Source organism: Bradyrhizobium sp. SZCCHNR1098, from assembly GCF_032489375.1.
Taxonomy (GTDB): Bacteria; Pseudomonadota; Alphaproteobacteria; order Rhizobiales; family Xanthobacteraceae; genus Bradyrhizobium.
The window spans coordinates 165,148-185,443 of the sequence record NZ_JAUEXY010000015.1; the positions used below are offsets into that span (position 1 = coordinate 165,148).

The 20,296-nt window shown below is 65.1% G+C and carries 20 protein-coding genes; 9 read left to right on the forward strand and 11 right to left on the reverse strand.

All coding sequences use genetic code 11. The features are described 5' to 3' along the window. Positions 1–265 precede the first annotated feature (265 nt). The 5 genes from QX135_RS27740 (at position 266) to QX135_RS27760 (ending at position 8,464) form a co-directional block, all read left to right on the forward strand. Positions 266–1,012 carry an alpha/beta hydrolase gene (locus QX135_RS27740; RefSeq protein WP_316178706.1) on the forward strand — a complete coding sequence of 249 codons (747 nt, stop codon included), beginning with the start codon at positions 266–268 and terminating at the stop codon, positions 1,010–1,012. A 316-nt stretch (positions 1,013–1,328) separates the two neighbouring features. Further along, positions 1,329–2,888 (forward strand): serine hydrolase, encoded by a 1,560-nt coding sequence (locus QX135_RS27745; protein WP_316178704.1) that lies wholly within the window; start codon positions 1,329–1,331, stop codon positions 2,886–2,888. Between the two features lie 249 nt (positions 2,889–3,137). After that, positions 3,138–4,589, forward strand: a complete 1,452-nt coding sequence (locus tag QX135_RS27750; RefSeq protein ID WP_316178703.1) for a HAMP domain-containing sensor histidine kinase — start codon at positions 3,138–3,140, stop codon at positions 4,587–4,589. 384 nt (positions 4,590–4,973) lie between these two features. Next, a complete protein-coding gene (locus QX135_RS27755; RefSeq protein ID WP_316178701.1) occupies positions 4,974–7,265 on the forward strand; it encodes a TonB-dependent siderophore receptor in 2,292 nt (763 codons plus the stop codon). A gap of 23 nt (positions 7,266–7,288) precedes the next feature. Further along, the gene (locus QX135_RS27760) at positions 7,289–8,464 is read left to right on the forward strand and encodes a PepSY-associated TM helix domain-containing protein (RefSeq protein ID WP_316178699.1); all 1,176 of its coding nucleotides are present in this window, start codon (positions 7,289–7,291) and stop codon (positions 8,462–8,464) included. Positions 8,465–8,743: 279 nt separating this feature from the next. Here QX135_RS27760 and QX135_RS27765 read toward each other — a convergent pair whose 3' ends face one another. Continuing rightward, positions 8,744–9,034 (reverse strand): hypothetical protein, encoded by a 291-nt coding sequence (locus QX135_RS27765; protein WP_315756329.1) that lies wholly within the window; start codon positions 9,032–9,034, stop codon positions 8,744–8,746. A gap of 199 nt (positions 9,035–9,233) precedes the next feature. Between QX135_RS27765 and QX135_RS27770 the strand changes: the two genes are divergently transcribed. After that, positions 9,234–9,827 carry a TetR/AcrR family transcriptional regulator gene (locus tag QX135_RS27770; RefSeq protein ID WP_316161396.1) on the forward strand — a complete coding sequence of 198 codons (594 nt, stop codon included), beginning with the start codon at positions 9,234–9,236 and terminating at the stop codon, positions 9,825–9,827. On the opposite strand, the gene QX135_RS27775 is transcribed toward QX135_RS27770, so the two are convergent. After that, entirely contained in the window at positions 9,828–10,058 is a 231-nt protein-coding gene (locus QX135_RS27775) for a hypothetical protein (protein ID WP_316178697.1), read from the reverse strand. A gap of 124 nt (positions 10,059–10,182) precedes the next feature. On the opposite strand from QX135_RS27775, the gene QX135_RS27780 reads away from it, so the two are divergent. Beyond that, on the forward strand, positions 10,183–10,908 hold the full coding sequence (locus QX135_RS27780) for a Crp/Fnr family transcriptional regulator (protein ID WP_316161397.1): 726 nt from the start codon (positions 10,183–10,185) through the stop codon (positions 10,906–10,908). Positions 10,909–10,972: 64 nt separating this feature from the next. Here the strand turns inward: QX135_RS27780 and QX135_RS27785 are convergent, their stop codons facing one another. From QX135_RS27785 to QX135_RS27810, 6 genes are all read right to left on the reverse strand, one after another. After that, a complete protein-coding gene (locus QX135_RS27785; RefSeq protein ID WP_315736933.1) occupies positions 10,973–11,326 on the reverse strand; it encodes a hypothetical protein in 354 nt (117 codons plus the stop codon). After that, positions 11,313–11,477: a hypothetical protein gene (locus QX135_RS27790; protein ID WP_315736932.1), complete on the reverse strand. Its 165-nt coding sequence runs from the start codon at positions 11,475–11,477 to the stop codon at positions 11,313–11,315. The genes QX135_RS27785 and QX135_RS27790 overlap by 14 nt, the downstream gene beginning before the upstream one ends. Positions 11,478–11,495: 18 nt before the next feature. After that, entirely contained in the window at positions 11,496–12,128 is a 633-nt protein-coding gene (locus QX135_RS27795) for a CAP domain-containing protein (RefSeq protein WP_316161399.1), read from the reverse strand. A 151-nt stretch (positions 12,129–12,279) separates the two neighbouring features. Continuing rightward, positions 12,280–13,308, reverse strand: a complete 1,029-nt coding sequence (locus tag QX135_RS27800) for a transporter (protein ID WP_316178764.1) — start codon at positions 13,306–13,308, stop codon at positions 12,280–12,282. Positions 13,309–13,409: 101 nt separating this feature from the next. Further along, positions 13,410–14,198 (reverse strand): hypothetical protein, encoded by a 789-nt coding sequence (locus QX135_RS27805; RefSeq protein WP_315736930.1) that lies wholly within the window; start codon positions 14,196–14,198, stop codon positions 13,410–13,412. Positions 14,199–14,251: 53 nt separating this feature from the next. Further along, entirely contained in the window at positions 14,252–16,459 is a 2,208-nt protein-coding gene (locus QX135_RS27810) for an arylsulfatase (protein WP_316178694.1), read from the reverse strand. Between QX135_RS27810 and QX135_RS27815 the strand changes: the two genes are divergently transcribed. Next, positions 16,452–16,712, forward strand: a complete 261-nt coding sequence (locus QX135_RS27815; protein ID WP_316178692.1) for a hypothetical protein — start codon at positions 16,452–16,454, stop codon at positions 16,710–16,712. The two genes, QX135_RS27810 and QX135_RS27815, sit on opposite strands and share 8 nt — an antisense overlap. 113 nt (positions 16,713–16,825) lie before the next feature. Here the strand turns inward: QX135_RS27815 and QX135_RS27820 are convergent, their stop codons facing one another. Both QX135_RS27820 and QX135_RS27825 read right to left on the reverse strand, forming a co-directional pair. Beyond that, positions 16,826–17,068: a hypothetical protein gene (locus tag QX135_RS27820; protein WP_315736927.1), complete on the reverse strand. Its 243-nt coding sequence runs from the start codon at positions 17,066–17,068 to the stop codon at positions 16,826–16,828. A gap of 63 nt (positions 17,069–17,131) precedes the next feature. After that, positions 17,132–17,398: a hypothetical protein gene (locus QX135_RS27825; protein ID WP_315736926.1), complete on the reverse strand. Its 267-nt coding sequence runs from the start codon at positions 17,396–17,398 to the stop codon at positions 17,132–17,134. On the opposite strand from QX135_RS27825, the gene QX135_RS27830 reads away from it, so the two are divergent. Continuing rightward, positions 17,382–19,691, forward strand: a complete 2,310-nt coding sequence (locus tag QX135_RS27830) for a tetratricopeptide repeat protein (protein WP_410052030.1) — start codon at positions 17,382–17,384, stop codon at positions 19,689–19,691. The two genes, QX135_RS27825 and QX135_RS27830, sit on opposite strands and share 17 nt — an antisense overlap. Positions 19,692–19,811: 120 nt before the next feature. Here QX135_RS27830 and QX135_RS27835 read toward each other — a convergent pair whose 3' ends face one another. After that, positions 19,812–20,153, reverse strand: a complete 342-nt coding sequence (locus QX135_RS27835) for a YqfO family protein (RefSeq protein ID WP_315811328.1) — start codon at positions 20,151–20,153, stop codon at positions 19,812–19,814. Positions 20,154–20,296: the final 143 nt, after the last annotated feature.

Here is a 20,296-nt window from a genome sequence, read left to right on the forward strand (position 1 = left end):
GCCCCCGTCACCGGCGCGCTCGTCATGAACAGCGCCGGCTTGACACCAGCATCGGGGTGCCAGGACCACACGACTTCGCCGTCCGCAACACGCCGGTCGTCCACCGGCGCCTCACGGCCATCGCTCCCCGCACTCCACGTATCGTGACGACGCGTACGCCCCTCTTCGACGAGGCGGGATAGCGCATACAATCATGATTTCTGAAAAAAAGAAAGTAGAATTTTTGTGCATGATGCAGCGACACGGCCTGTGATAGGCACGAGCCATGACCAACCGCCTCTTTCTCCACGGCGTCCCCGATACGCCCGCGATCTGGGGCCCGCTGATCGCAGGGCTCGGCGAAACCGTCGCCGTGCCCTGCCTGCCGGGCTTCTGCGGCGAGCCGCCCGCGGGCTTCGCAGGCACCAAGGACGCCTACGCGGACTGGCTCCTGGCGCTGATCGAGGCGCAGCATGCGGCGTTCGGGCCGATCGATCTGGTCGGGCATGATTGGGGCGCGCTGCTGGTGCTGCGGGCGGCGTCGCTGCGGCCCGAACTGGTGCGCTCCTGGGCCATTGCGGGCGCGGCGCTCGATGCGGACTATCGGGGACATCTGATCGCGCGGATCTGGAACACGCCGATCCTGGGCGAGCTTTTCATGGCGCTGTCGTCACAACGCATGATGGCGCGTGCGTTCCGGCAGAGCGGCCTGCCAGCAGAGCTTGCTGCGCGCGAAGCCGCGGCATGGCAGGCACCGATGCGCCGGTCGATCCTCGCGCTGTATCGCTCCGCCAACGCGCTTCGCTTCAGCGGTGACTGGATCGAACGGCTGGCGAATCTGCCACGCCGCGGCCTCGTGATCTCGGGCACGCGTGATCCTTACATGTCGCTCGACACCCTCAGCCGCTTCGCGCAGCGCCATGGCGCCCAGCTCCATGTCGAGCAGGACGCCGGCCACTGGAGCATCGTCGAGCGGCCGCAGAGCATTGCCGCCGCGCTGCGGGCGCATTGGTCCGACCGAGAGGACCGATGAGGATGATTGCCGGCCACACATTCGCTGTCGTCCCGGGCGAGTCCGACAACGCGCAAGCGTTGGCGGACCCTTACCCGGGACCCATACGCCGCGGCCGACGTGGCTGGGCGAGAACGGTCGGCCATCGTGCCTCGCACATCTCCCTGGGGCTATGGATCCCGGATCGGCGCGCGCGTTGCGCGCTTGTCCGGGACGACCCCGGGTATGAGGCGAGCGCCGGTGGCAGTATGACGGCGCGCGGCGATCATCACGCAATCTTTGATTGATTGTCGCGCTCTGATAGCATGTCCTACGCCCCGTTCGCCGGGGGAATGCCATGTTGCGTGTCAGGACCGGATTCTGGTTTGCCGTCGCCCTGCTGCTCGTCTGTCCGCTCACGCCCCACGCGGCCGCCGATGAGGCGAGCCGAGCCGGCTTTCCGCAATCCGACTGGCCAATCGCCACCCCCGAGGATGAAGGGATGGATTCAGCGGCCTTGGCGAAGCTCGTCGCCGCGGGCAAGACGTTCAGGTTCGACAGCCTGCTGATCACGCGCCATGGCCGCATCGTGCTCGATGCCAGCTACGCGCCCTACAAGGCCGACGAGCCGCACATCATCAATTCCGCGACCAAAGCCGTGGTCTCGACGCTGATTGCGATGCTGCTCAAGGACGGCGTGCTCGACAGTCTCGATCATCCGGTGCTCGACTTCTTCAAGGATCGCAAGATCGACAATGTCGACGCGCGCAAGCAGGCGCTCACGGTGCAGCACCTGCTCAACATGACTTCCGGGTTCGACTGGGACGAGGGTTATAGCGGCGGCGCCGAGACATCCCTCTACGAGATGGGCCGGAGCCCGGATTGGGTGCAGTACATCCTTGACCGGCCGATGGCGCAAGCGCCCGGCGAGATGTTCTACTACAACAGCGGCAACTCCCATCTGCTCTCCGCGATCGTCACGAAGCTCACCGGCAAGAGCGCGGAGGACTTCGCCAAGGAGAGGCTGTTTGGGCCGCTCGGGATCACCGAGCACGCCTGGTTCAAGGATGCCCAGGGAATTTCCGCCGGCGGTTTCGGGCTGGCGCTGAAGCCGCGCGACATGGCGAAGATCGGCTACCTCTATCTGCGGCGCGGCCGCTGGGGCGAGCAGCAATTGCTGCCGCCGGACTGGATCGAAGCCGTCAACCACGCCACCGTCAGTATGAATGCGAAGTTCGATCCGGGGCTCTCCTACGCCGATCAGTTCTGGGCCCTGCCGGACAAACACGTGTTCATGGCGGTCGGCTACCACTGCCAGGTCATCATGGTGCTGCCCGACCGCGACATCGTGGCGGTGATGACCGCGCGCGAGTTCTGTCCATTCCGCAAGCTCGCCAACACCATTTCGGCGACTGTGACATCTGACAGCGCCCTGCCTGCGGCGCCGGAAGCGGCAGCCGCGCTCGCCGCTGATGTCCGCGAGGTCGCGACGGAAACGCGAGGCCCGGTCGGAGCCGTGCCGGAGATGGCGGCTTCCGTCTCGGGCAAGACCTACAGCTTCCCGCCCGGCCCGCTCGGCATCAACACGATCAAGCTGGACCTCACGGGACCGGAACCGCAGGTCACCTGGGACATCCCCTCGCGGGACCGCGCCGGAGGCACGGTGCATCTGCAGAGCCCGATCGGCCTCGATGGCCTCTATCGCAAGACCGCGCCGCCCCATCCCTGGCAGCCCTTCACCTACCGGGCCATGAAGGGCAGCTGGATCGACGCCACGACCTTCGTGATCGACGCCCAGTTCATTGGCCAGGGCGAGGAGCGCAATTGGCGGCTCAGCTTCGACGGCGACAAGGTGACGTTCCGAACGAAGGGCCGCTACGGCAAGGACGTAGTGGTCGAGGGTCATGCGGCGCCATGAGTCCTCGGCGGCTCTGCGCAGCCTGACGAAAGTCGAGCGCAAATGCTGCAGCACTGATCGGCTCCGTTCGGCTGGGCGGAGACATGCCGCACGGCGAGAATTGGAACAGTTCTCATAGCGCTCTGCGTGCCGCGGGCGGCGGATGCGATCTCCCGTCGTTTTCTCAACCAACGCATCTCGTGTATGTCTGCCCTCCCGCCGAGGCTCTCACTCCGCGGCGGGGGATCGTTTTTCGATTGCGGTGGCATAATGTTGAGATTGCTGGAGCGTCTGGGTCTCCGTTTCGAGGATACCGTCGAGGAGCGGCGTTTCGTCGACCATTACGTCCGCGGCAGCACCGCCTGGACGCAGATCGCGATGCTGCTCGGCGCCCTCACCTTTGCCGGCTACACGCTGTGGGACTGGGTGCTCTATCCCGAGATCGTGCCGACCACGTTCGCGATCCGCGGCGGGACCGCCGCGCTGGTGCTGCTGCCGCTGACGGCTTTGCTGTCGACGCCGGCGCGCCGATGGGCCGAGCCGATTCATCTGGTCTATTGCGTGATCCCCGGCTGCGTGCTGCCGACGATCTACTGGGTGCTGCCGTCGGGCTTCACCTACTCCGCGGCCGGCATGATCATCGTCATCCTGTTCGTATCGACCATGCTGCCGTTGCGCACCGGCTCCTACGCGATCTTCTGTGCAACGAGCTGGAGCGCGCTGGCGGTGGCCGAGAGTCTTGCGACCGAGCCGCTGCCGCCCGGCCTGCGCTTCATCGATCATTCGCTGGTCGGCAATGCCTGCCTGCTCTCGCTCTATGCCGTCGGGGCGCGGGAGTACCAGGCACGCAAGCAGTTCCGCACCGCCGAGGCGCTGCAGCGCGAGAAGGAACGCTCCGAGGCCTCGTTGCGCGATCTGCATGCCACGCAGGCTCATCTGGTGCAGGCCGAGAAGCTGGCCTCGCTCGGCCAGCTCGTCGCCGGCGTCGGCCACGAGGTCAGCACGCCGCTGGGCCTCGCGCTGACCACGTCGACGGCGATGGAAGCCGATGTCGAGGCGATCGCCCGCATGCTCGGCGGCGGCCCGGTGCGGCGCTCGGATCTGGCGCGGGGGGTCGAGCGGCTGCAGCAGGGTCTGCACCTGACGACGCAGAGCCTGCACCGTGCCTCCGAGATGGTGCACAGCTTCAAGCAGGTCGCCGTCGACCAGGCCAACGAAACGCTGCAGACGTTCGAACTGCTGGGCTGGATGAGCGATCACGTCGCGAAGCTCCGCCCGCTGCTGGCGCGTCAGGGACTGACGGTCGTGCTCTCCTGCCCGGAGGGCATCGTGCTCACCAGCTACCCCGGCGCGCTCGGACAGGTCATCAGCATCCTCGCCTTCAATGCGGCGACGCATGCCTATCCTGGCGACATCAGCGGCGTCTTCACCGTGGAAGTCGCACCACCCAGCGAGGACTCGGTGCGCATCGTCTGTGCCGACCAGGGCGTCGGCATGCGCGACCACGTGCGCGGCCGGGTGTTCGATCCGTTCTTCACCACGCGCCGCGAGAAGGGCAATGCCGGCCTCGGCCTGCACATCGCCTTCAACCTCGTCGCGTCCACGCTCGGGGGTCGCATCGAGCTCGACAGCCAGCCGCAGCAGGGCACGCGCGTGACGCTCGACATTCCGCTGATCGGGCCCGGCAAGCCGGCGGAGCTGGAGCTCGCCGCGGCACAATAGTCCCGGCCGAGCGCGCGCATCGATGGGCACGACGAGCGCGCGTTCCGGCACGACGAATCCGATGCGCCGACAAGTGTCGGCGCCGAGTCCCGAAAAATGAGACCGACGGTGCTTCATTCGCCAAAGCGGGTGAAGAAGCGCCGCGCATGCGCAACGTCTGCGCGTTCGTGCATCGGTCTGCGCACGCCATGATCAGTTCGCGCGCGAGGCCGCAAAGCTGCCGTGTGACGGCGCAGGTCCGAACCAATTCAGAACATTTCGGCGCCGCGCTGCTTAGAGCAATTCAACGACACGCGGCGTGTTCATCGCTCGACCTCGTTGCTACACACCACGTCATGCAAACCGTTCGCTTGAACGGCGCGACGTTGGAAGTGAAAGTAAACGATGACGAAGATGGAAGGCCGGCGCGATCCGCGCTCCGGCATGGGTCACACGATTGCAATCCTGGGTGCCCTGACCGCCGACCTGCTCTGCTCCTCCACAGTCCATGCCCAATCCGAGCTGCCGCCGGTGACGGTGGACTCGTCGACACCGAAGCGCAAACCTCAAACCACTCCCGGCGCACCACAGCGCCGCGCCCAGGCGCAGCCGTCACGGCGCGCCGCGCAACCACCGCCGATGCCGACGCGCGCCGAGCGCGCCGCAGCCGAGGCCGCGGTGCTCGATGCCGCCAAGCTCAACTACAGGGCCATGCCGAGCGCGACGACCCTGCGCAGCGGCGCCTCGCCGCTCGATGCGGCGCAGTCGGTCAATGTCGTGCCAGCGCAGGTGATCAAGGATCAGTTGCCGCGCAATCTCGACGACGCACTCGCCAACATCTCTGGCGTCACCCAGACCAACACGCTCGCCGGCACCCAGGACGCGGTGATGCGGCGCGGCTTCGGCGACAACCGCGACGGCTCGATCATGCGCAACGGCATGCCGCTGGTACAGGGGCGCAGCCTCACCGCCGCGGTCGAGAGCGTCGAGGTGCTGAAAGGGCCGGCCTCGCTGCTCTACGGCATCATGGACCCCGGCGGCATCGTCAACACCATCAGCAAGCGGCCGGAGCTGTATCAGCACGGCTCGGTCACGCTGCTCGGCTCGGCCTATGCCAACGACAAGACTGGCGCGGACGGCACCGTGGACGTGACGGGCCCGATCGGCGATGGCGGGCTCGCCTATCGCTTCATCGGCTACGGCGTCAGCGAGGACTATTGGCGCAATTTCGGCCGCCACCGCGAGATGCTGGTGGCACCGTCGCTCGCCTGGTACGGCGACATGACGACCGTCCAGCTCACCTACGAGCATCGCGAGTTCATCAGCCCGTTCGATCGCGGCACCGCCTTCGTCAACGGCGCGCCGCTGGCGATCCCCGCGACGCGGCGGCTCGACGAGCCCTACAACAACATGTGGGGACAATCCGACCTCGTCCAGGCCTCGGTCGAGCAGAGGCTCAACGAGGACTGGAAGCTGACCGCGGCCTACAGCTACAACACCGAGACCTACAGCGCCAACCAGTTGCGCATCACCTCCATCGACGCGACCACCGGCGCGGAGACGCGCAGCAACGACGGCACCTGGGGCTCGCTCAGCAGGGTCAGCTACGGCACCTCCTATCTGCAGGGCGGCTTCTGGATCGGCGGGATGCGCAACGAGGTGCTAGTCGGCGGCGACGCGCAGTATCGCACCATCTATCGCCAGGACCTCATCCGGCAGAAGGTCTCGACGTTCAACATCTACAACCCGGTCTATGGGCTGATCCAGCCGGGCACGACGATCTCGGCCACCGACAGCGACCAGACCGACAAGCTCGGCACCTACTCGCTGTTCCTGCAGGACACGCTGCATCTCACCGACAAGCTCGCGCTGGTCGGCGGCGTGCGCTACATGGACTACGAGCAGATCGCCGGACGCGGACGCCCGTTCAAGGCCAACACCGATGTCGCCGCCGACAAGGTGCTGCCGCTCGGCGGCGCCATCCTCAAGCTCAGCGACCAGCTCTCGCTCTATGCCAGCTACACGCAATCGCTGAAGCCAAACTCGACGATCGCCCCGCTCAGCGGCGGCGTCGTGCTCGGCTCCAGCATCGCGCCGGAAGAAGGCACGGCCTGGGAGGCCGGCTTCAAGTTCGACCTCGACAAGCGGCTGTCCGGCACCGTCGCCGTCTATGACATCGACAAGCGCAACGTGCTGGTTTCGCAGACCAATGCCAGCAACGTGGTCGAATACACCACCGCCGGCAAGGCGCGCTCGCGCGGCGCCGAGATCGACGTCACCGGCAAGCTCTCCGATCACTGGAGCATGATCGGCAGCTACGGCTACACCGACGCAAGGGTCACGGAGGATCCGGTGTATGCCGGCAAGCGGCTGCAGAACGTCGCGCTCAACACCGCCTCGCTCTATCTCGTCTACGATTTTGGCACCGCCCTGCCCGGCCAGCTCCGGCTCGGCGGCGGCGCGCGCTATGTCGGCGACCGCGCCGGCGATGCCGCCAACAGCTTCGTGCTGCCGTCCTATGTGGTCGCCGACCTCTTCGCGACCTATGAGACCAGGCACCAGAACCTGCCGGTGATCTATCAGCTCAACGTCAAGAACCTGTTCGACAACGTCTACTACCCCTCGGCCGTGAGCGCGCTGAACGTCGCGGTCGGCGATGCCAGGCGGGTGTCGCTGTCGGCCACGGTGAAGTTCTAGCAACGAGGCAGGGAGGACGCCGCTTGACGCCATTGCGCATCAAACCAGCGCTGCTGCAGATCCACTCCGTCCTGGGCCTCGCGGCGGCGCTGATCCTCGCCTTGATGGGCCTCACCGGCGCGGTCATGAGCTTCGAGGACGAGATCCAGGCCGGCCTCAACGCCTCGCTGGCGCGCGTCGCTCCGCGGGTGGAGGCGCCGCTCGCGCCGTCGGAGCTCGTCGCGCGGCTGCAGGCCGATCCCGCGGCCGGCACGGTGGCCGCAATCACGCTGTCGCGCGATCCCACCGCCGCCGTGCGCATCCGCTTCGCGCGCGGAGAGGACGGCGGGCGGCCAACCTCGGCGCTGGTCGATCCCTATGACGGCCGCGTGCTCGGCCCGATCAGCGGCGAGGCGTTCTTCGCCACGGTCCGCCGGCTGCATCGCTGGCTGCTGCTGCCGGGCGACGGCAATGGCGCCGGCCGCCAGATCACCGGCGCCGCGGTGCTCGGGCTCGTGGTGCTGCTGATCACGGGCCTCGTGCTGCGCTGGCCACGACGGGCCGGCAGCGCGACGCTGTGGCTCAAGCCGCAGCTCGGCCTGAACGGTCGCGGCCTGCATCGCTCGCTGCACAGCGTGATCGGCACGTGGGTACTGCCGGTCTACCTGGTGATGGCGCTGACCGGGCTGTCCTATTCCTACGCCTGGTACAAGGACGGGCTGACCGCGCTGCTCGCGCCGGCATCGTCGGGAGCATCGATGCCCGGCAAAGCTCCGCGCGAGGGCCGCTCCGGGTCTGCGGACGCAAAGCCTGTCGCGCTCGATCTGGTGTGGGCCACGTTGCGCGAACAGATCGGGGATCGCTTTGCCGTGATGCAGCTCACCTTGCCCACGGGCGTCGGCACGGCGGTGCGCGTGCGCACCTGGCCGAGCGAGGCGCTCGACGGCAGGCGCGACGAATTCCGCATCGACGGCGCGACGGGCCGGCTGCTCGCGGCCGAGCGTTACGCCGACAAGACCGTGGGCGAGCGCGCCCTGGCGCGGATCCTGGATATCCACCGCGGCAGCATTCTCGGCTGGCCCGGCCAATTCGTCTTCATGCTCGCCGCCGCGCTGATGCCGCTGTTCGGGATCACCGGCGTGCTGCTCTACGTCTCGCGCAGACGGCTGCGCCGTCGGCCAGAGCCGGCACGGACGATCCAGCTCGCTCCGGGTGAATGAGGACGCGCGCTCAGGCCACCGCGCGGGCGTGCGGCGCGCGCCGGACGGCGTTGGCGGCGATGATCACGTGCAGTAGCAGCGACAGGCCGCCAGCAGCGCTGCGGCCATGAACGCGGCACCGGCAACCCAGTGACGGGTGAGAAGGTCCAGTATCACCTATTGATGTGCGAGTCGGCTGACTTGCCAAGCCGGCTTGTCCCGGAGCGACGCCGCCTGCTCCGGGAGGCTGCGGCCTCATGTCCCGTCGCAGCCTCCAAACCTTATGGGGCGCGGCGCGACCTACTTCAGCAGCACCAGGCATTCGCCGGCCGGCGTGGCGTTGGCGCGGGCGGTGTCGCGATCGAACTTGCCGGCCATCACCAGCGGCCTGACACGCTCGACGATCGCGTCCTTGACGACGCTGTCCGGGCCGATGGCCGGCGCGGTCACGTCGTAGATCTGCTTCGCCACCGGCGACAGCTTGGCGGCGCAGCTGTCGGCGGCGGCGCGGTTGCCGGCCAGCGCGGCCTGCGACAGAAGACATTGGGAGATGGCGATGATTGTGACAAACGGGAATGCGACGCGCAGCATGGCAATCAGTCCTTCGTTCAAATGAGGTTCAGCCCGGTGCAAGCAGGCTCGGCCCGGAGCCCATCCACTCATTGTCCGGCCGCCCGCATGCGGGCTCTGATCTAACCCGAGCCGGCGGCAACGCCTACTCGATTTCGCCCGTCCGCCAGCCAAGGTCCAGACCGTGCAGCAAGCTCCTGAAATGCTTCGAAAAACCCCGGTGCAGAAGCGTACGCGGCAGACCCTCGACGTGATCTTCGAGGCGACTACTCAACTTCTGCAGAGCGGCGGCGGCAAGGGCCTGAGCACGAACGCCATCGCCGAGCGCGCGGGCTTCTCGATCGGCACGCTCTACAGCTACTTCAGGGACAAGACCTCGCTGTTGCGTGCGCTGGTGCTGCGCGAGTTCGCTCGCCAGGAGGCGCAGTTCGCGGAGGCGCTGGAGACGCATCGCGGGCTCGGCCGCGAGGCGATCGTGCGCGCGGCGGTGCGCCAGGGCTTTGCCCCGTTCGCCGGCCGCCACCGCGTGCGGCGCTATCTGCTCGGCCTGTTGGGCCATGACGCGGAGCTGCAGAAGGCGCTGCACGAGATGGTGGACCGCATGACTGAGCGGCTGATCGAGACGGCGGGATTGCGCAGCGAGACGATGCCGGCCGCGCGCCGCTTCATCCTGGTGCGCGCTGCGCTGGGACCGATCCGGGCCGCCGTCATGCGCGAGCATCGCCTCGTCGGCACACACGAGCTGGAGGACGAGCTGGTGCGGCTGATGCTGTTTCTGATGGAGCAGGACACGGCGCCGGCGCGATCGGTCTAGTCACGAGCGATCGCGCCGCGCAGCCGACGAACGCCGTGCGGGTCTGTTCGGCGCGGTCTCGGATGGCCGATGGCGGCGCAGATCGCGGATGGCGCGCGAGAGCTCCTGATCCGACATCGGATGCACCAACGGATCGGAGCGGCCGTCGTTCCCCACCGTGCTGCTCTCGCCATCGGCAGCTGCACCGCCGAACACGCGCCGGACCACGTCGAGGAACGCAATGTGGGGCATGACTGTTCTCCCGAGGCGGCGCCCGGTGACTTTTACCCGCATCTTCTGCGCTCAACTTTAGTTCGGAACTGCCGGCGGCATCATCTCATTTGATATGCGAGAGGACGACACGGGCACGATTGCGATGGAAGCGAACCGGACCGTCATCACCAAGCTCAAGGAGCATTCGCAGCTCTCGAACGACGACGTCGCCGAGATCAAGACGCTCAGCTTCGCCCCGCGCGAGCTGGTCGATCATGAGGACCTGATCCGCCAGGGCGACGAGCCGGACCGCTCCGTCGTCGTGCTGTCCGGATGGGTGGCGCGCTATCACCTGCTGCCGAGCGGCGCGCGGCAATATCTCTCCTTCCACATGCCAGGCGACTGGCCTGACGCCCAGGCGCTGTTCCTCGACCGCATGGATCATGCGGTCTGCGCGATTGGGCCGGCGGTGGTGGCGAGCATTGCGCACAAGGAGCTGATCCGCGCGATCAGCCGGCGGCCGGCGCTCGGCTTTGCGATCTGGCGCGAGACGCTGATCGATGCGTCGATCTTCCGCGAGGCCGTCACCAACAACAGCGCGCGGAGCAAGCCGGCGCGCATGGCGCATCTGTTCTGCGAGCTGTTCTATCGCGCCAGGGCGCTCGGCCACGTCCGGGACGATCAGTTGCCGTTGCCGGTGAGCCTGGTGCAGCTCGGCGAGGCGCTGGGCATGGCAATCGCGACGGTCAACCGCACGCTGGTCGATCTGCGCGCCAGCCGCGCCGTCGATTTCCGCAGCGGCATGCTGACGGTGCACGATTGGACGCGGCTATGCGCGATCGGCGAATTCGATCCCGGCTATCTGCACCTGAAGAAGCAGCCGCGCTGAGGCACAGGTCTCAGCGCGGCCAATCGCGTGGGATCGTAGATCCCACCTCTTACGGCGCGTCAGCTCAGGCGAGCTTGGTGACGAGCGTGACCGCGTAGGCGTACGGCCCGTTCGGGCTCTTCTCGGCGATCCAGGCGCAGTACCAGTCGGAGCCGTAGCGCAGGCCCGTGTCCCATCCCGAGCCGCCGCCATGCTCGTTGTCCCACGACCAGGCCTTGCGGTCCTTCTTCGGATCGGAAGGGAAGCTGCTGCCGCTGTAGACGGAGATCTGCCCCTGCTGCGCGCGGAACGGGGCGTTCGTGCTCCACTTGAGCCACAGATTGCCCTGTTCCTCGTAGGACGTGAGCGACCATTGGAAGGACGCCGAGGCGGTCTGCGGGTTGGTGCTGGTGGTTGAGGTCTGCTCAATGACTGCCATGATGGTCTCCGTTCAAAATGAGATGAAAAATCTTCACGATAGTGGCTGCCCAAAAGACAACCATTAATTGCATAGCTGATAAAGCTCGCCCCGACAACGTGCGCTGTTCGCACAACGCCGTGATCGCGCGGCGGGCGTCGCGTTCAGCCATGGCCGCAGGTCACTGCGCTCAGATGCAGAGACCGATCACCTTGATGCTGAGGTGGCAGTCCTTGGAGGAGGATGTCGGCGGCTTGGCGCCCCAGCGCGTCGCCGGCGTGGCGTTGCCTTTCTCGGATCGGGTCGCGGTCTGCGCGACGACGGCCTTGGCCTTGCTCTTCGGAGCGCCCTTCGGCTTGTTGGCGTCGTAGTCGCCCGCGATCACCATCGCCCAATAGGTGCGCTTGCCGCTGGCATTCTTTGCGCTGGCGATGCCGACCTTGGTCGCCTTGGGCAGCAGCAGATTCTTGCGATGACCCGCCGAGTTGATCCACTGTCCCAGCGTCTTGTCGAAATTGTCATAGCCGTAGGCGATGTTCTCGGCCGCGCGGCCGGCCTTCGACGGCGCCACGCGGCGCGTGAACGGGCCGAGCACCTCGTGGCTGAGATCGTCCTTGTCGGCCATCGCACGCGCCTGCTCCATCGCGATGCGGTCGAGCGTAGCGTCGCGCGTCACGCGGCCTTCGCCATGCGCAAGCCGGAACGCCGAGATCTGATCGGCCGGTGCGGCGTCGCCGGCAAATGCCGCATGGGCCGACAGCGCCAGCAGCGCTGCAACCAAAACCGCGCCAAAGCCGCGCAACGTGAAACGAAGCTCCCGCATGCTAGGACACGTACTCATAAATCCGGAGTGGGTAAGGGCAGCTCGATCGCCGTTTCGGTCCGAAGCGACGGACGTGCTGCACCGCCGCGGAACCACCCGATATGACAATGCCGGAATTCAGTCCAATGCGGGAGGTCGATACTTCTCTATTCTATTTCGACACTTTGTGCCAAGTCGGCGCCACCGTGCTGGCGGGCGCGGCCTCCGAGATCGAGAACGTCAGCCACGTGTTCCAGCCCGACGGCCGGTTGGCGGCGTCGAACTCGCCATATCCCTTCAGCCCCAGGAACGCCTGATTGCTGCCGATCTGGAAAATATATCCGATCTGCGGGCCAACGCCGAGGACGCGCGAGCGGAAGCCGCCGAGAACGGCGGGTTGACCAAAGTCGTCGGTAATCTGCTGATAGGCGTAGCCGACGAAACCGACGAAGACCTGCTTCGACAGGAACTGCGACACGCCCCAGTCCAGATGGAAATCGATGCCGCTCTGGTATTGGGTATCGGGATTCTTGAAATTGTAGGTCAAGCCGCCGACGGCCGAGAATTCCGTGCCGGTCGTCGGATTCAAATAAGTGTAGCCGCCGCCAAAGTCGATGGCGCCGTGACCGATGCCGATGTTGGCCAACCGGTTCCGACTGTAGTCGCCGACGGGAATATCGCCGGCGCCATATACCATGGTATTGTGGACGCCGTTATTCCACTTGAGCTTCACGGTCGGATAGAGATCTCCGTAAGAGACGAGTGCGTCTTCGAGGAATCCGGTGCGCGTGCTGACGATCGGACCGGCAACCGTCGTCGACGTACCGGCGATGCTCGCGGAATTTCTGCCGTAGACGCTGGCCAGCGTCGCCGACAACTGGCCGCCGAGTACGGGCGTCGCAAACGTGTAGGTCGGCGCGATGAACATCAGATCGGCCTGGCCGCGCAAAGCCAGATTGAGATCGATGTTGACGGTCGGAGAAAATCGTCCGACCTGGAACTCGCGCGACGCCGCGGCCGCGCCCGAGGCACCCACGCTCGTATGGTAGTAGATGGCAGCCACCGACCAGCCCGGCGTGGCAGGCGTTGCGGCGAGGCTGCCGTACAATCCCGGCAGCCAGAACGAAATGCCGCTCTCATCGGCATGGGCGACCAGAGGCGAAAACGAAGCGAACGCGGCGGACGCGAAAACGCCGCTCAGCCACAATCGCAGGAAGCCGGACCTGCGTCCCGATCTATCGCGCTGCAATCGTACCCCCCACGCTCCCATTTCAGGCGGCATGCCTGAGTTGTCGTCGACGACTACGGCTTGTAGTCGCTCATCCCAGGTCCGGTCTTGTCGTAGACATTGAAAAACTCGTCCGACATGATCGTAGCGATACCACTTTTGGGTACCTCGGTCAGATCTTTCTCAAGCGTCTTGATCCGGAACTTCCACCCGGGCGGGAGCTGCTTGAAGTTGCTTGCTCCTGCGGCAACGAATTGTTCGAAGGTATGCTGCGGCTTGAGGCCTAGCTGGAATCCCTTCATGATCCAGGTATTGCCCTCGGCATCGTCGAGAAGAAGCGCCAGGGCGCCCTTTTTCCAACCGAGCCCGCTCTCCCGCGCGATGGTGATCGGCTTGTACGGAGTGGTTTCCGAGACGCTCACGTTGCTGCCAAGGTTCAACTGGGCGACCCATGCGGTGGCGATTCCGTTGAACTCTCTTTGCTTTCCGACGGTGACCTCGACCCAATCCGGCAGCCAGATTTTCGGACCATTCAACGATGCGCCGAGCACGCCGAAGTCCTTCTTCATGGCCTCGAAATCAAGGCCTTCGACCAACATTTGCGGGGCAGTGTCTCTCGACGCGGGGATTCCCTTCGAGGTGAATATGCTGTTGTGGCAGGCGGCAACCACCTTCCCCGTCTTCGCATCGCGACCTGCGAGAAAGATCTCGATGAAACGAACCTTGCTGGTGTTATCGAAGCGCCTGCTGACAGCGCCGTTGCCGTCAGCGAGAACCTCGGGCTCCGCGGTGCTTGCATTTTGCGCGACCGCTCCCCCTAGGCTCGAGGCCAGAAGGATCGTCGCCAGAATGGCTGTTTTCATTGCCGCTCCTTCTCAAGGGACCGATCACTGACCTGGCGAGCGCGAAGAGCGCATCAATCGGACAGTCCCTTCTTCAACGCCGCTGCCTTGCGGGCTTGGACGGCTTCTTCAGTGTCGGCCTTCTTCATATCCACTAGATCGATCGTCACCTTGCCGATCTTGCCTGTGAACTTGAACGGCATTTTGTAGGCCTCGGTAACAGGCGTGCCTTCATCGGCGCCGACGTCAGCGCCTTCGTCCGCGGAGTAGAAGCAGCATTGGGTTCGTTCGATCCGGCCGGTCGCGACGGTCTTTCCGTTCACGAGGATCGTGCCCACGCCACCCTTGCCCAGGCCGCCACCGTCGTAGGCGAACTCAAAGCGCAATGCGGCCTTGCCTGCCGGAAGAGCCTGCTTGGCGGTTACGGTGTATCGCTGCAGACCGAGAAAATTATACGTGTAGGTCGGCTTGCCGTCCTTCAGGTAGAAGCTCCAGCCACCGAACCGTCCGGCCTGGGCGATGATGACGCCATTGGCCCCGCCCTTCGGGATATCCAGATCGGCAGTAATGGCGTGCGATCGGTTCTTCAGGTTGATGAAGACATTCTCCGTCATCCCGATCATGCCTTCGTAGACCGTCAGGCTGGTGCGGCCGGCCATCAGGTCGGGACGTCCGACCAGCGCCGCGTTGGCGCGCTCCAGGGTGCGGTCGTCGAGCGGCAGCACGTTGTATTTCACGGCTTCCCTCAGGAACAGCTCCTGCATCTCCTTCAGCTTGTCCGGATTTTTGGCCGCCAGATCGTTGCTCAGGCTGAAGTCCGATCGCGCATCGTAAAGCTCCCAGATATCCTGCTGGAGCGGCCGCCGCGGCTTGGTTTCCCAGGCCGCCCGGTGCACCGTGCCGGCCAGCCAGCCGTCGCTGTAGATCGCGCGGTTGCCGAAGATTTCGAAATACTGCGTCGCATGCCTGCTCGGCGCCTTGGCGTCGGCAAAGCTGTAGGCCATGCTCACGCCCTCGATGGGAGTCTGGACCGTTCCATTTACGCTCTTGGGCTCGGGCAGTTTCGCTGCTTCGAGAATGGTCGGTACGATGTCGATGACGTGATGCCACTGCGGGCGAAGCTCGCCTTTCGCCGCGATCCCCTTCGGCCAATGGACGACCATGCCGTTGCGGGTGCCGCCATAGCTCGAGGCCACTTGCTTGGTCCAGGTAAACGGAGTGTCGCCAGCGACCGCCCAGCCGGCGGCGTAATGGCCGTAGGTGTTGGGACCGCCGAGTTCGTCATAGTGCTTCAAGACGTCCTGGACGGTTTCCTGCACTCCATTGAAATAGGTCATCTCGTTGTACAGGCCATTCGCGCCGCCTTCGGCGCTCGCGCCGTTGTCGCCGACGATGTAGAAGATCAACGTATTGTCGAGTTGGCCCGTTGTCTTGATGGCGTCGATCAGGCGGCCGATCTCTGTGTCGGTGTATTCGCCAAATCCAGCGAATACTTCCATCTGGCGCACGAACAGCTTCTTCTCGTCAGCGCTCAGCTTGTCCCAGTCCTGGATGGCGTCCGGCTTCGGGGCGAGCTTGGTATCGGGTGGCACCACGCCGAGCTTGATCTGCCGCGCCAACGTCTCCTCGCGCAGCTTGTCCCAGCCCTGATCGAACTTGCCCTTGTACTTGGCGATCCATTCTTTGGGCACCTGATGCGGGGCATGGGTGGCGCCGGGTGCAAAATACATGAAGAACGGCTTGTCCGGCGTCAGCGATTTCTCCGACCGCATCCAGTCGATCGCCTTGTCGGTCATGTCGGTCATGAAATGATAGTTCGGGTCCTTCGACGGCTCCACCTGGGTCATGCCATCGTAAATCAGCGGCGCCCATTGATTGGTTTCGCCGCCCATGAAGCCATAGAACTTGTCGAAGCCCTGGCGCGTCGGCCAGCGGTCGGTCGGGCCGGAGGGACTGACCTCCCATGCCGCGGTCTCGTGATTTTTGCCGAAATGCGCCGTGCTGTAGCCGTTCAACCGCAGCATCTCCGCGACGGACGCGACATTGTTGGGACGCTGGCCCGTCTGTCCCGGGAAGGTCGTCGCGGTTTCCGCGATCGATCCGAAATTGTTCATGTGATGGTTGCGACCGCTGAGCAGCGCCGCGCGGGTCGGCGAACAAAGCGCCGTGGTGTGAAACTCGTTGTAGCGGAGACCCTCGTTGGCGAGGCGGTCGACCGTCGGCATCCTGATTGGGCCGCCAAACGCGCTCGACTGGCCGAAGCCCATGTCGTCGATGAGCACGATCAGTACATTGGGTGCACCGGCCGGCGCCTTGACTTCAAACCGCGGCGGCGGCGTCGCATCGCGCGCATCGAATACGGTGCTGTGTGGAGGGTGCGGTTCAGGAATCGGCAGAACCGATCGCTCGGTCGGCAACACAGCACTCGGCGGCGCCGACTGTTGGGCCAATGCTGGAAGCACGAGTAGCGTCGTCAATGACAGCGCCGACACAGCCAACTTCACTATTTGCTTCATGATCACTGCCTTCAAATGAGACAATTTGACACGGCTTCTCGCTGCCGGAACAATTCCTGCCCGCAAATCGCGATCATCGGCGCGGGCAATGACGTTCGGCCAGCCCAACCGGCTCAAGGAGAAGCGAAAATTCTAGCGTCTGCCGACGCGATTGACCGGCCCGCCTCGATTCATCGGCGTTCCCCGCACGCGCACGCCTGGGGTCACCACGGCGCGCGCCACCGGGCGGGGCCGCAGCACGACGCCGGGCCTCACGACGCAGCCGACGGGATACTCGACATACTGACAATACACCACGGCACTAGCCCTTTCAGTGCTCGCGGCTACGAACCCCGTCACCAGCAACAGCCCTGTTAGGGCAATTGATAATTTCATCTTGGCATCCTCCCATCGGACAGCTCATCATCGGGGCCTCCGGGAGGCACGCCTTGATGCAGGTCAAGCGACCTTGGCAAACATTCCTGCATTTGCGGAAATGACCGACGGAGCAGCTTGATCGCAAGCTGACCAATTGGGCCGTGAGGTAAAAGCGTTGACACGCAGGCGGCCAAAAGCCGGCACGAAGGGATCGCGGAAGGGATCCGCCGCGGCCCCATCACCGGCTGCGCCGCAGGATCGGCTTGCTTCCGGCGAAACGGCCTTCTCCAGGCGCGCGACCTGGATTGCAGTAGCGGTCACGATCGCGCTCGTGCTGGTGGTCGGCATGGTTTTTCATCTCCTCAAGGCCGGCGGACCGGCCTCCACGGCGCAGGCCTCATTCGTCGCCACCTATGTGGGCAGCGAAAGCTGCGCCGGCTGCCATCAGGCAGAAGCCAAATTATGGGATATTTCGCAGCACAAGGCCGCGATGGCGCACGCGACCGACAAGACCGTGCTCGGCGATTTCAACAAGAGCTTCGACTATTTCGGTGTGCAGTCCCGCCTCTTCCGCGATGGCGGAAAATTCATGATCGAAACCGACGGGCCCGACGGCAAGCTTGCCGTGTTTGAGGTGAAGTACACGTTCGGTATCGATCCGCTGCAACAATATCTTGTTGAATTTCCAGATGGGCGCATCCAGGCGCTGCCGATCGCATGGGACGGCCGGCCCAAGGACAACGGCGGCCAGCGTTGGTTCCATCTCCATCCCGAGGAAGAGATCAAGCACGACGACGTCCTGCACTGGACCAAGCTGAACCAGAACTGGAATTTCATGTGCGCGGAATGCCACTCGACCGGCCTGCGCAAGCATTACGACGCCGCGACGGATCGCTTCGCGACGACATGGGCGGAAATCAGCGTCGGTTGCGAGACCTGTCACGGTCAGGGCTCCGCCCACGCCGCCTGGGCGCGTGACAAGCAACGCTGGTGGCCGTTCGGCAAGCACGAGGATCCGAGCAAGGGATTGCTGGTCCGCTTCGATGAACGGCGCGGCGTCACTTGGCCGATCGATCCGCGGAGCGGAAATGCGATGCGTTCAGCCGCGCCGGCCGCGCTGCGAAAGGAGATCGAGACGTGCGGGCTATGCCACGCGCGCCGTGCCGGCTTCAGCGAGGACTGGGCACCCGGTCAATCGCTGTCCCAGACCCATATGGTCGAGGCGCTCGCGCGGACCACTTATCATGCCGATGGCCAGATCCGCGATGTGGAGGAGCCCTATAATTATACGCCGTTCAAGCAAAGCAAGATGTTTGCCGCCGGCGTTACCTGCAGCGATTGTCACGAGCCGCACGGCGCAAAGCTCCGAGTCTCCGGCGAAGGTGTTTGCCTGCAATGCCATGCGTCCGAAAAATACGCCGATGCGAAGCATCGCCATCACGCGGGCGCCGATCCGGCGCCGACCTGCATGTCGTGCCACATGCCGGCGCGCACCTATATGCAGATCGACCCGCGTCACGATCACGCCTTCCGCGTTCCGCGACCGGATCTTTCGGTCACGTTGGGGACCCCGAACGCCTGCAACGACTGCCACAGCGACAAGCCGGCGCAATGGGCCGCCGCCGCGATCGAGCAATGGTTCGGGCCCGACCGAAAGGGCTTCCAGACCTATGGGCCCGCATTCCGCGCAGCACGCAGCGACCAGGCCGACGCCGCCGCGCTGCTTGACCTTCTGGCCGCGGACAGGAACGCGCCGGCTGTGGCGCGTGCGAGCGCGCTCGGCGAACTCGCCTCGCGCATCGCTCCGGCGAACATTGCGACCGCACGGGCAGGCCTGGCCGATCCCGATCCCATGGTGCGGATCGGCGCGCTGGACATGCTGGAAAACGTGCCTGCCGGCCAGATTTGGCCGCTGGTCTCGCCGCTGCTCACCGATCCCGTGCGTGGCGTGCGGATCAGGGTCGCCTCCCTGCTCGCTTCCGTTCCGACTGCAAGCCAGCCGCTGCCCGATCGCGCACGCTTCGATCAGGCGGCAGGCGAATTCATCACGGCGCAGCGCGCCAATGCCGAACGGCCCGAGGCCCGCACCGCATTGGCAAACTTCCTGGCCTTGCGCGGACGGACCGGGGACGCGGAGACCGAGTACAAGGCAGCCCTCAGGCTCAGCCCGCACTATGCGGCGGCCGCCATCAATCTGGCCGACCTCTATCGCCAAATTGGCCGCGACGGCGACGGAGAAGCTGTTCTGCGCGGAGCAATTGCGGCATCACCTGCCGACGCGGCCGCGCATCACGCACTCGGCCTGACCTTGACCCGGCTGAAGCGGCACGACGAGGCGCTCGCCGAGTTGCGCAGAGCAACCGAACTCGAACCGGGTCGCGCGCGCTATATCTATGTCTACGCGGTGGCGCTGCATTCCGGCGGGCGAGCCGACGAAGCAATGACGGTCCTAAAGGAAGCTCTGGAAAGCCATCCCAATGATAGGGATGTGCTGTCCGCTCTGGTTTCGCTCAGCCGCGCGACAGGCGATGCAAAGGCGGCGCTGGGCTACGCCGAAAGGCTCGCAATCATGACGCCGGAGGACCGGAATCTGGCGGCGTTCATCGGCGAGATCAGGCGGCAGATTGACAAGCCAAACTAAGATAGCTGGCTCTCCTGCCTTAGCTCACAAAGGGCGCCCGAAAACCTCAAATGGAGCGAGCGCGAAATCGACGCTGAAATGACTGGGGACGCAACAAAGTCGAACGGGTCTTCAATGAGATCAAGCACTGTCGGCGGATCGCAACGCAACCACCTCGATCGGGTAGACGTCGATCGCCGGCTCCTCATAGGGATGCGCAGCGCGGATCGCCTGTAGCACGGCCTTCAGCCGGTCCTCGGCGCAGACGGTCTCGATGCGCTCCTCCTCGACCGTCTCGAGCTGGCCGACCCCGCCGATGGCTGGATTGGCGCCTCCCAGCGGACGAAACCGGCCCACGCCCTTCGCGGTAAACGAACAGTGGTCGTAATTGCCGATGCGGCCGGCGCCGGCCTCGCCCATCGCGTGGCGCACGGCGTCACCCGCTGCTTCCGGGACATAGACGACGATCTTGTAGGTCTTCATGCTGGCCTGGATCCGGACGTCGATCACACGGCCGTTACCATCGCGTCGCCGCCGGCGCAATTTTCAGCGGGTCACGGCGGGTCACAATCGCGCCAACGGCCGGCGCCGGTGACCAGCCATTCCGAAACACGCCTTGTGCGACG

Bases quoted from the DNA above. Each gene is read 5' to 3' on its own strand.
- QX135_RS27740 (WP_316178706.1), top strand. From the start codon at position 266: ATGACCAACCGCCTCTTTCTCCACGGCGTCCCCGATACGCCCGCGATC.
- QX135_RS27745 (WP_316178704.1), top strand. From the start codon at position 1,329: ATGTTGCGTGTCAGGACCGGATTCTGGTTTGCCGTCGCCCTGCTGCTC.
- QX135_RS27750 (WP_316178703.1), top strand. From the start codon at position 3,138: ATGTTGAGATTGCTGGAGCGTCTGGGTCTCCGTTTCGAGGATACCGTC.
- QX135_RS27755 (WP_316178701.1), top strand. From the start codon at position 4,974: ATGACGAAGATGGAAGGCCGGCGCGATCCGCGCTCCGGCATGGGTCAC.
- QX135_RS27765 (WP_315756329.1), bottom strand. From the start codon at position 9,034: ATGCTGCGCGTCGCATTCCCGTTTGTCACAATCATCGCCATCTCCCAA.
- QX135_RS27775 (WP_316178697.1), bottom strand. From the start codon at position 10,058: ATGCCCCACATTGCGTTCCTCGACGTGGTCCGGCGCGTGTTCGGCGGT.
- QX135_RS27780 (WP_316161397.1), top strand. From the start codon at position 10,183: ATGGAAGCGAACCGGACCGTCATCACCAAGCTCAAGGAGCATTCGCAG.
- QX135_RS27785 (WP_315736933.1), bottom strand. From the start codon at position 11,326: ATGGCAGTCATTGAGCAGACCTCAACCACCAGCACCAACCCGCAGACC.
- QX135_RS27790 (WP_315736932.1), bottom strand. From the start codon at position 11,477: ATGGCTGAACGCGACGCCCGCCGCGCGATCACGGCGTTGTGCGAACAG.
- QX135_RS27795 (WP_316161399.1), bottom strand. From the start codon at position 12,128: ATGCGGGAGCTTCGTTTCACGTTGCGCGGCTTTGGCGCGGTTTTGGTT.
- QX135_RS27805 (WP_315736930.1), bottom strand. From the start codon at position 14,198: ATGAAAACAGCCATTCTGGCGACGATCCTTCTGGCCTCGAGCCTAGGG.
- QX135_RS27815 (WP_316178692.1), top strand. From the start codon at position 16,452: ATGAGCACGATCAGTACATTGGGTGCACCGGCCGGCGCCTTGACTTCA.
- QX135_RS27820 (WP_315736927.1), bottom strand. From the start codon at position 17,068: ATGAAATTATCAATTGCCCTAACAGGGCTGTTGCTGGTGACGGGGTTC.
- QX135_RS27825 (WP_315736926.1), bottom strand. From the start codon at position 17,398: ATGCCGACCACCAGCACGAGCGCGATCGTGACCGCTACTGCAATCCAG.
- QX135_RS27835 (WP_315811328.1), bottom strand. From the start codon at position 20,153: ATGAAGACCTACAAGATCGTCGTCTATGTCCCGGAAGCAGCGGGTGAC.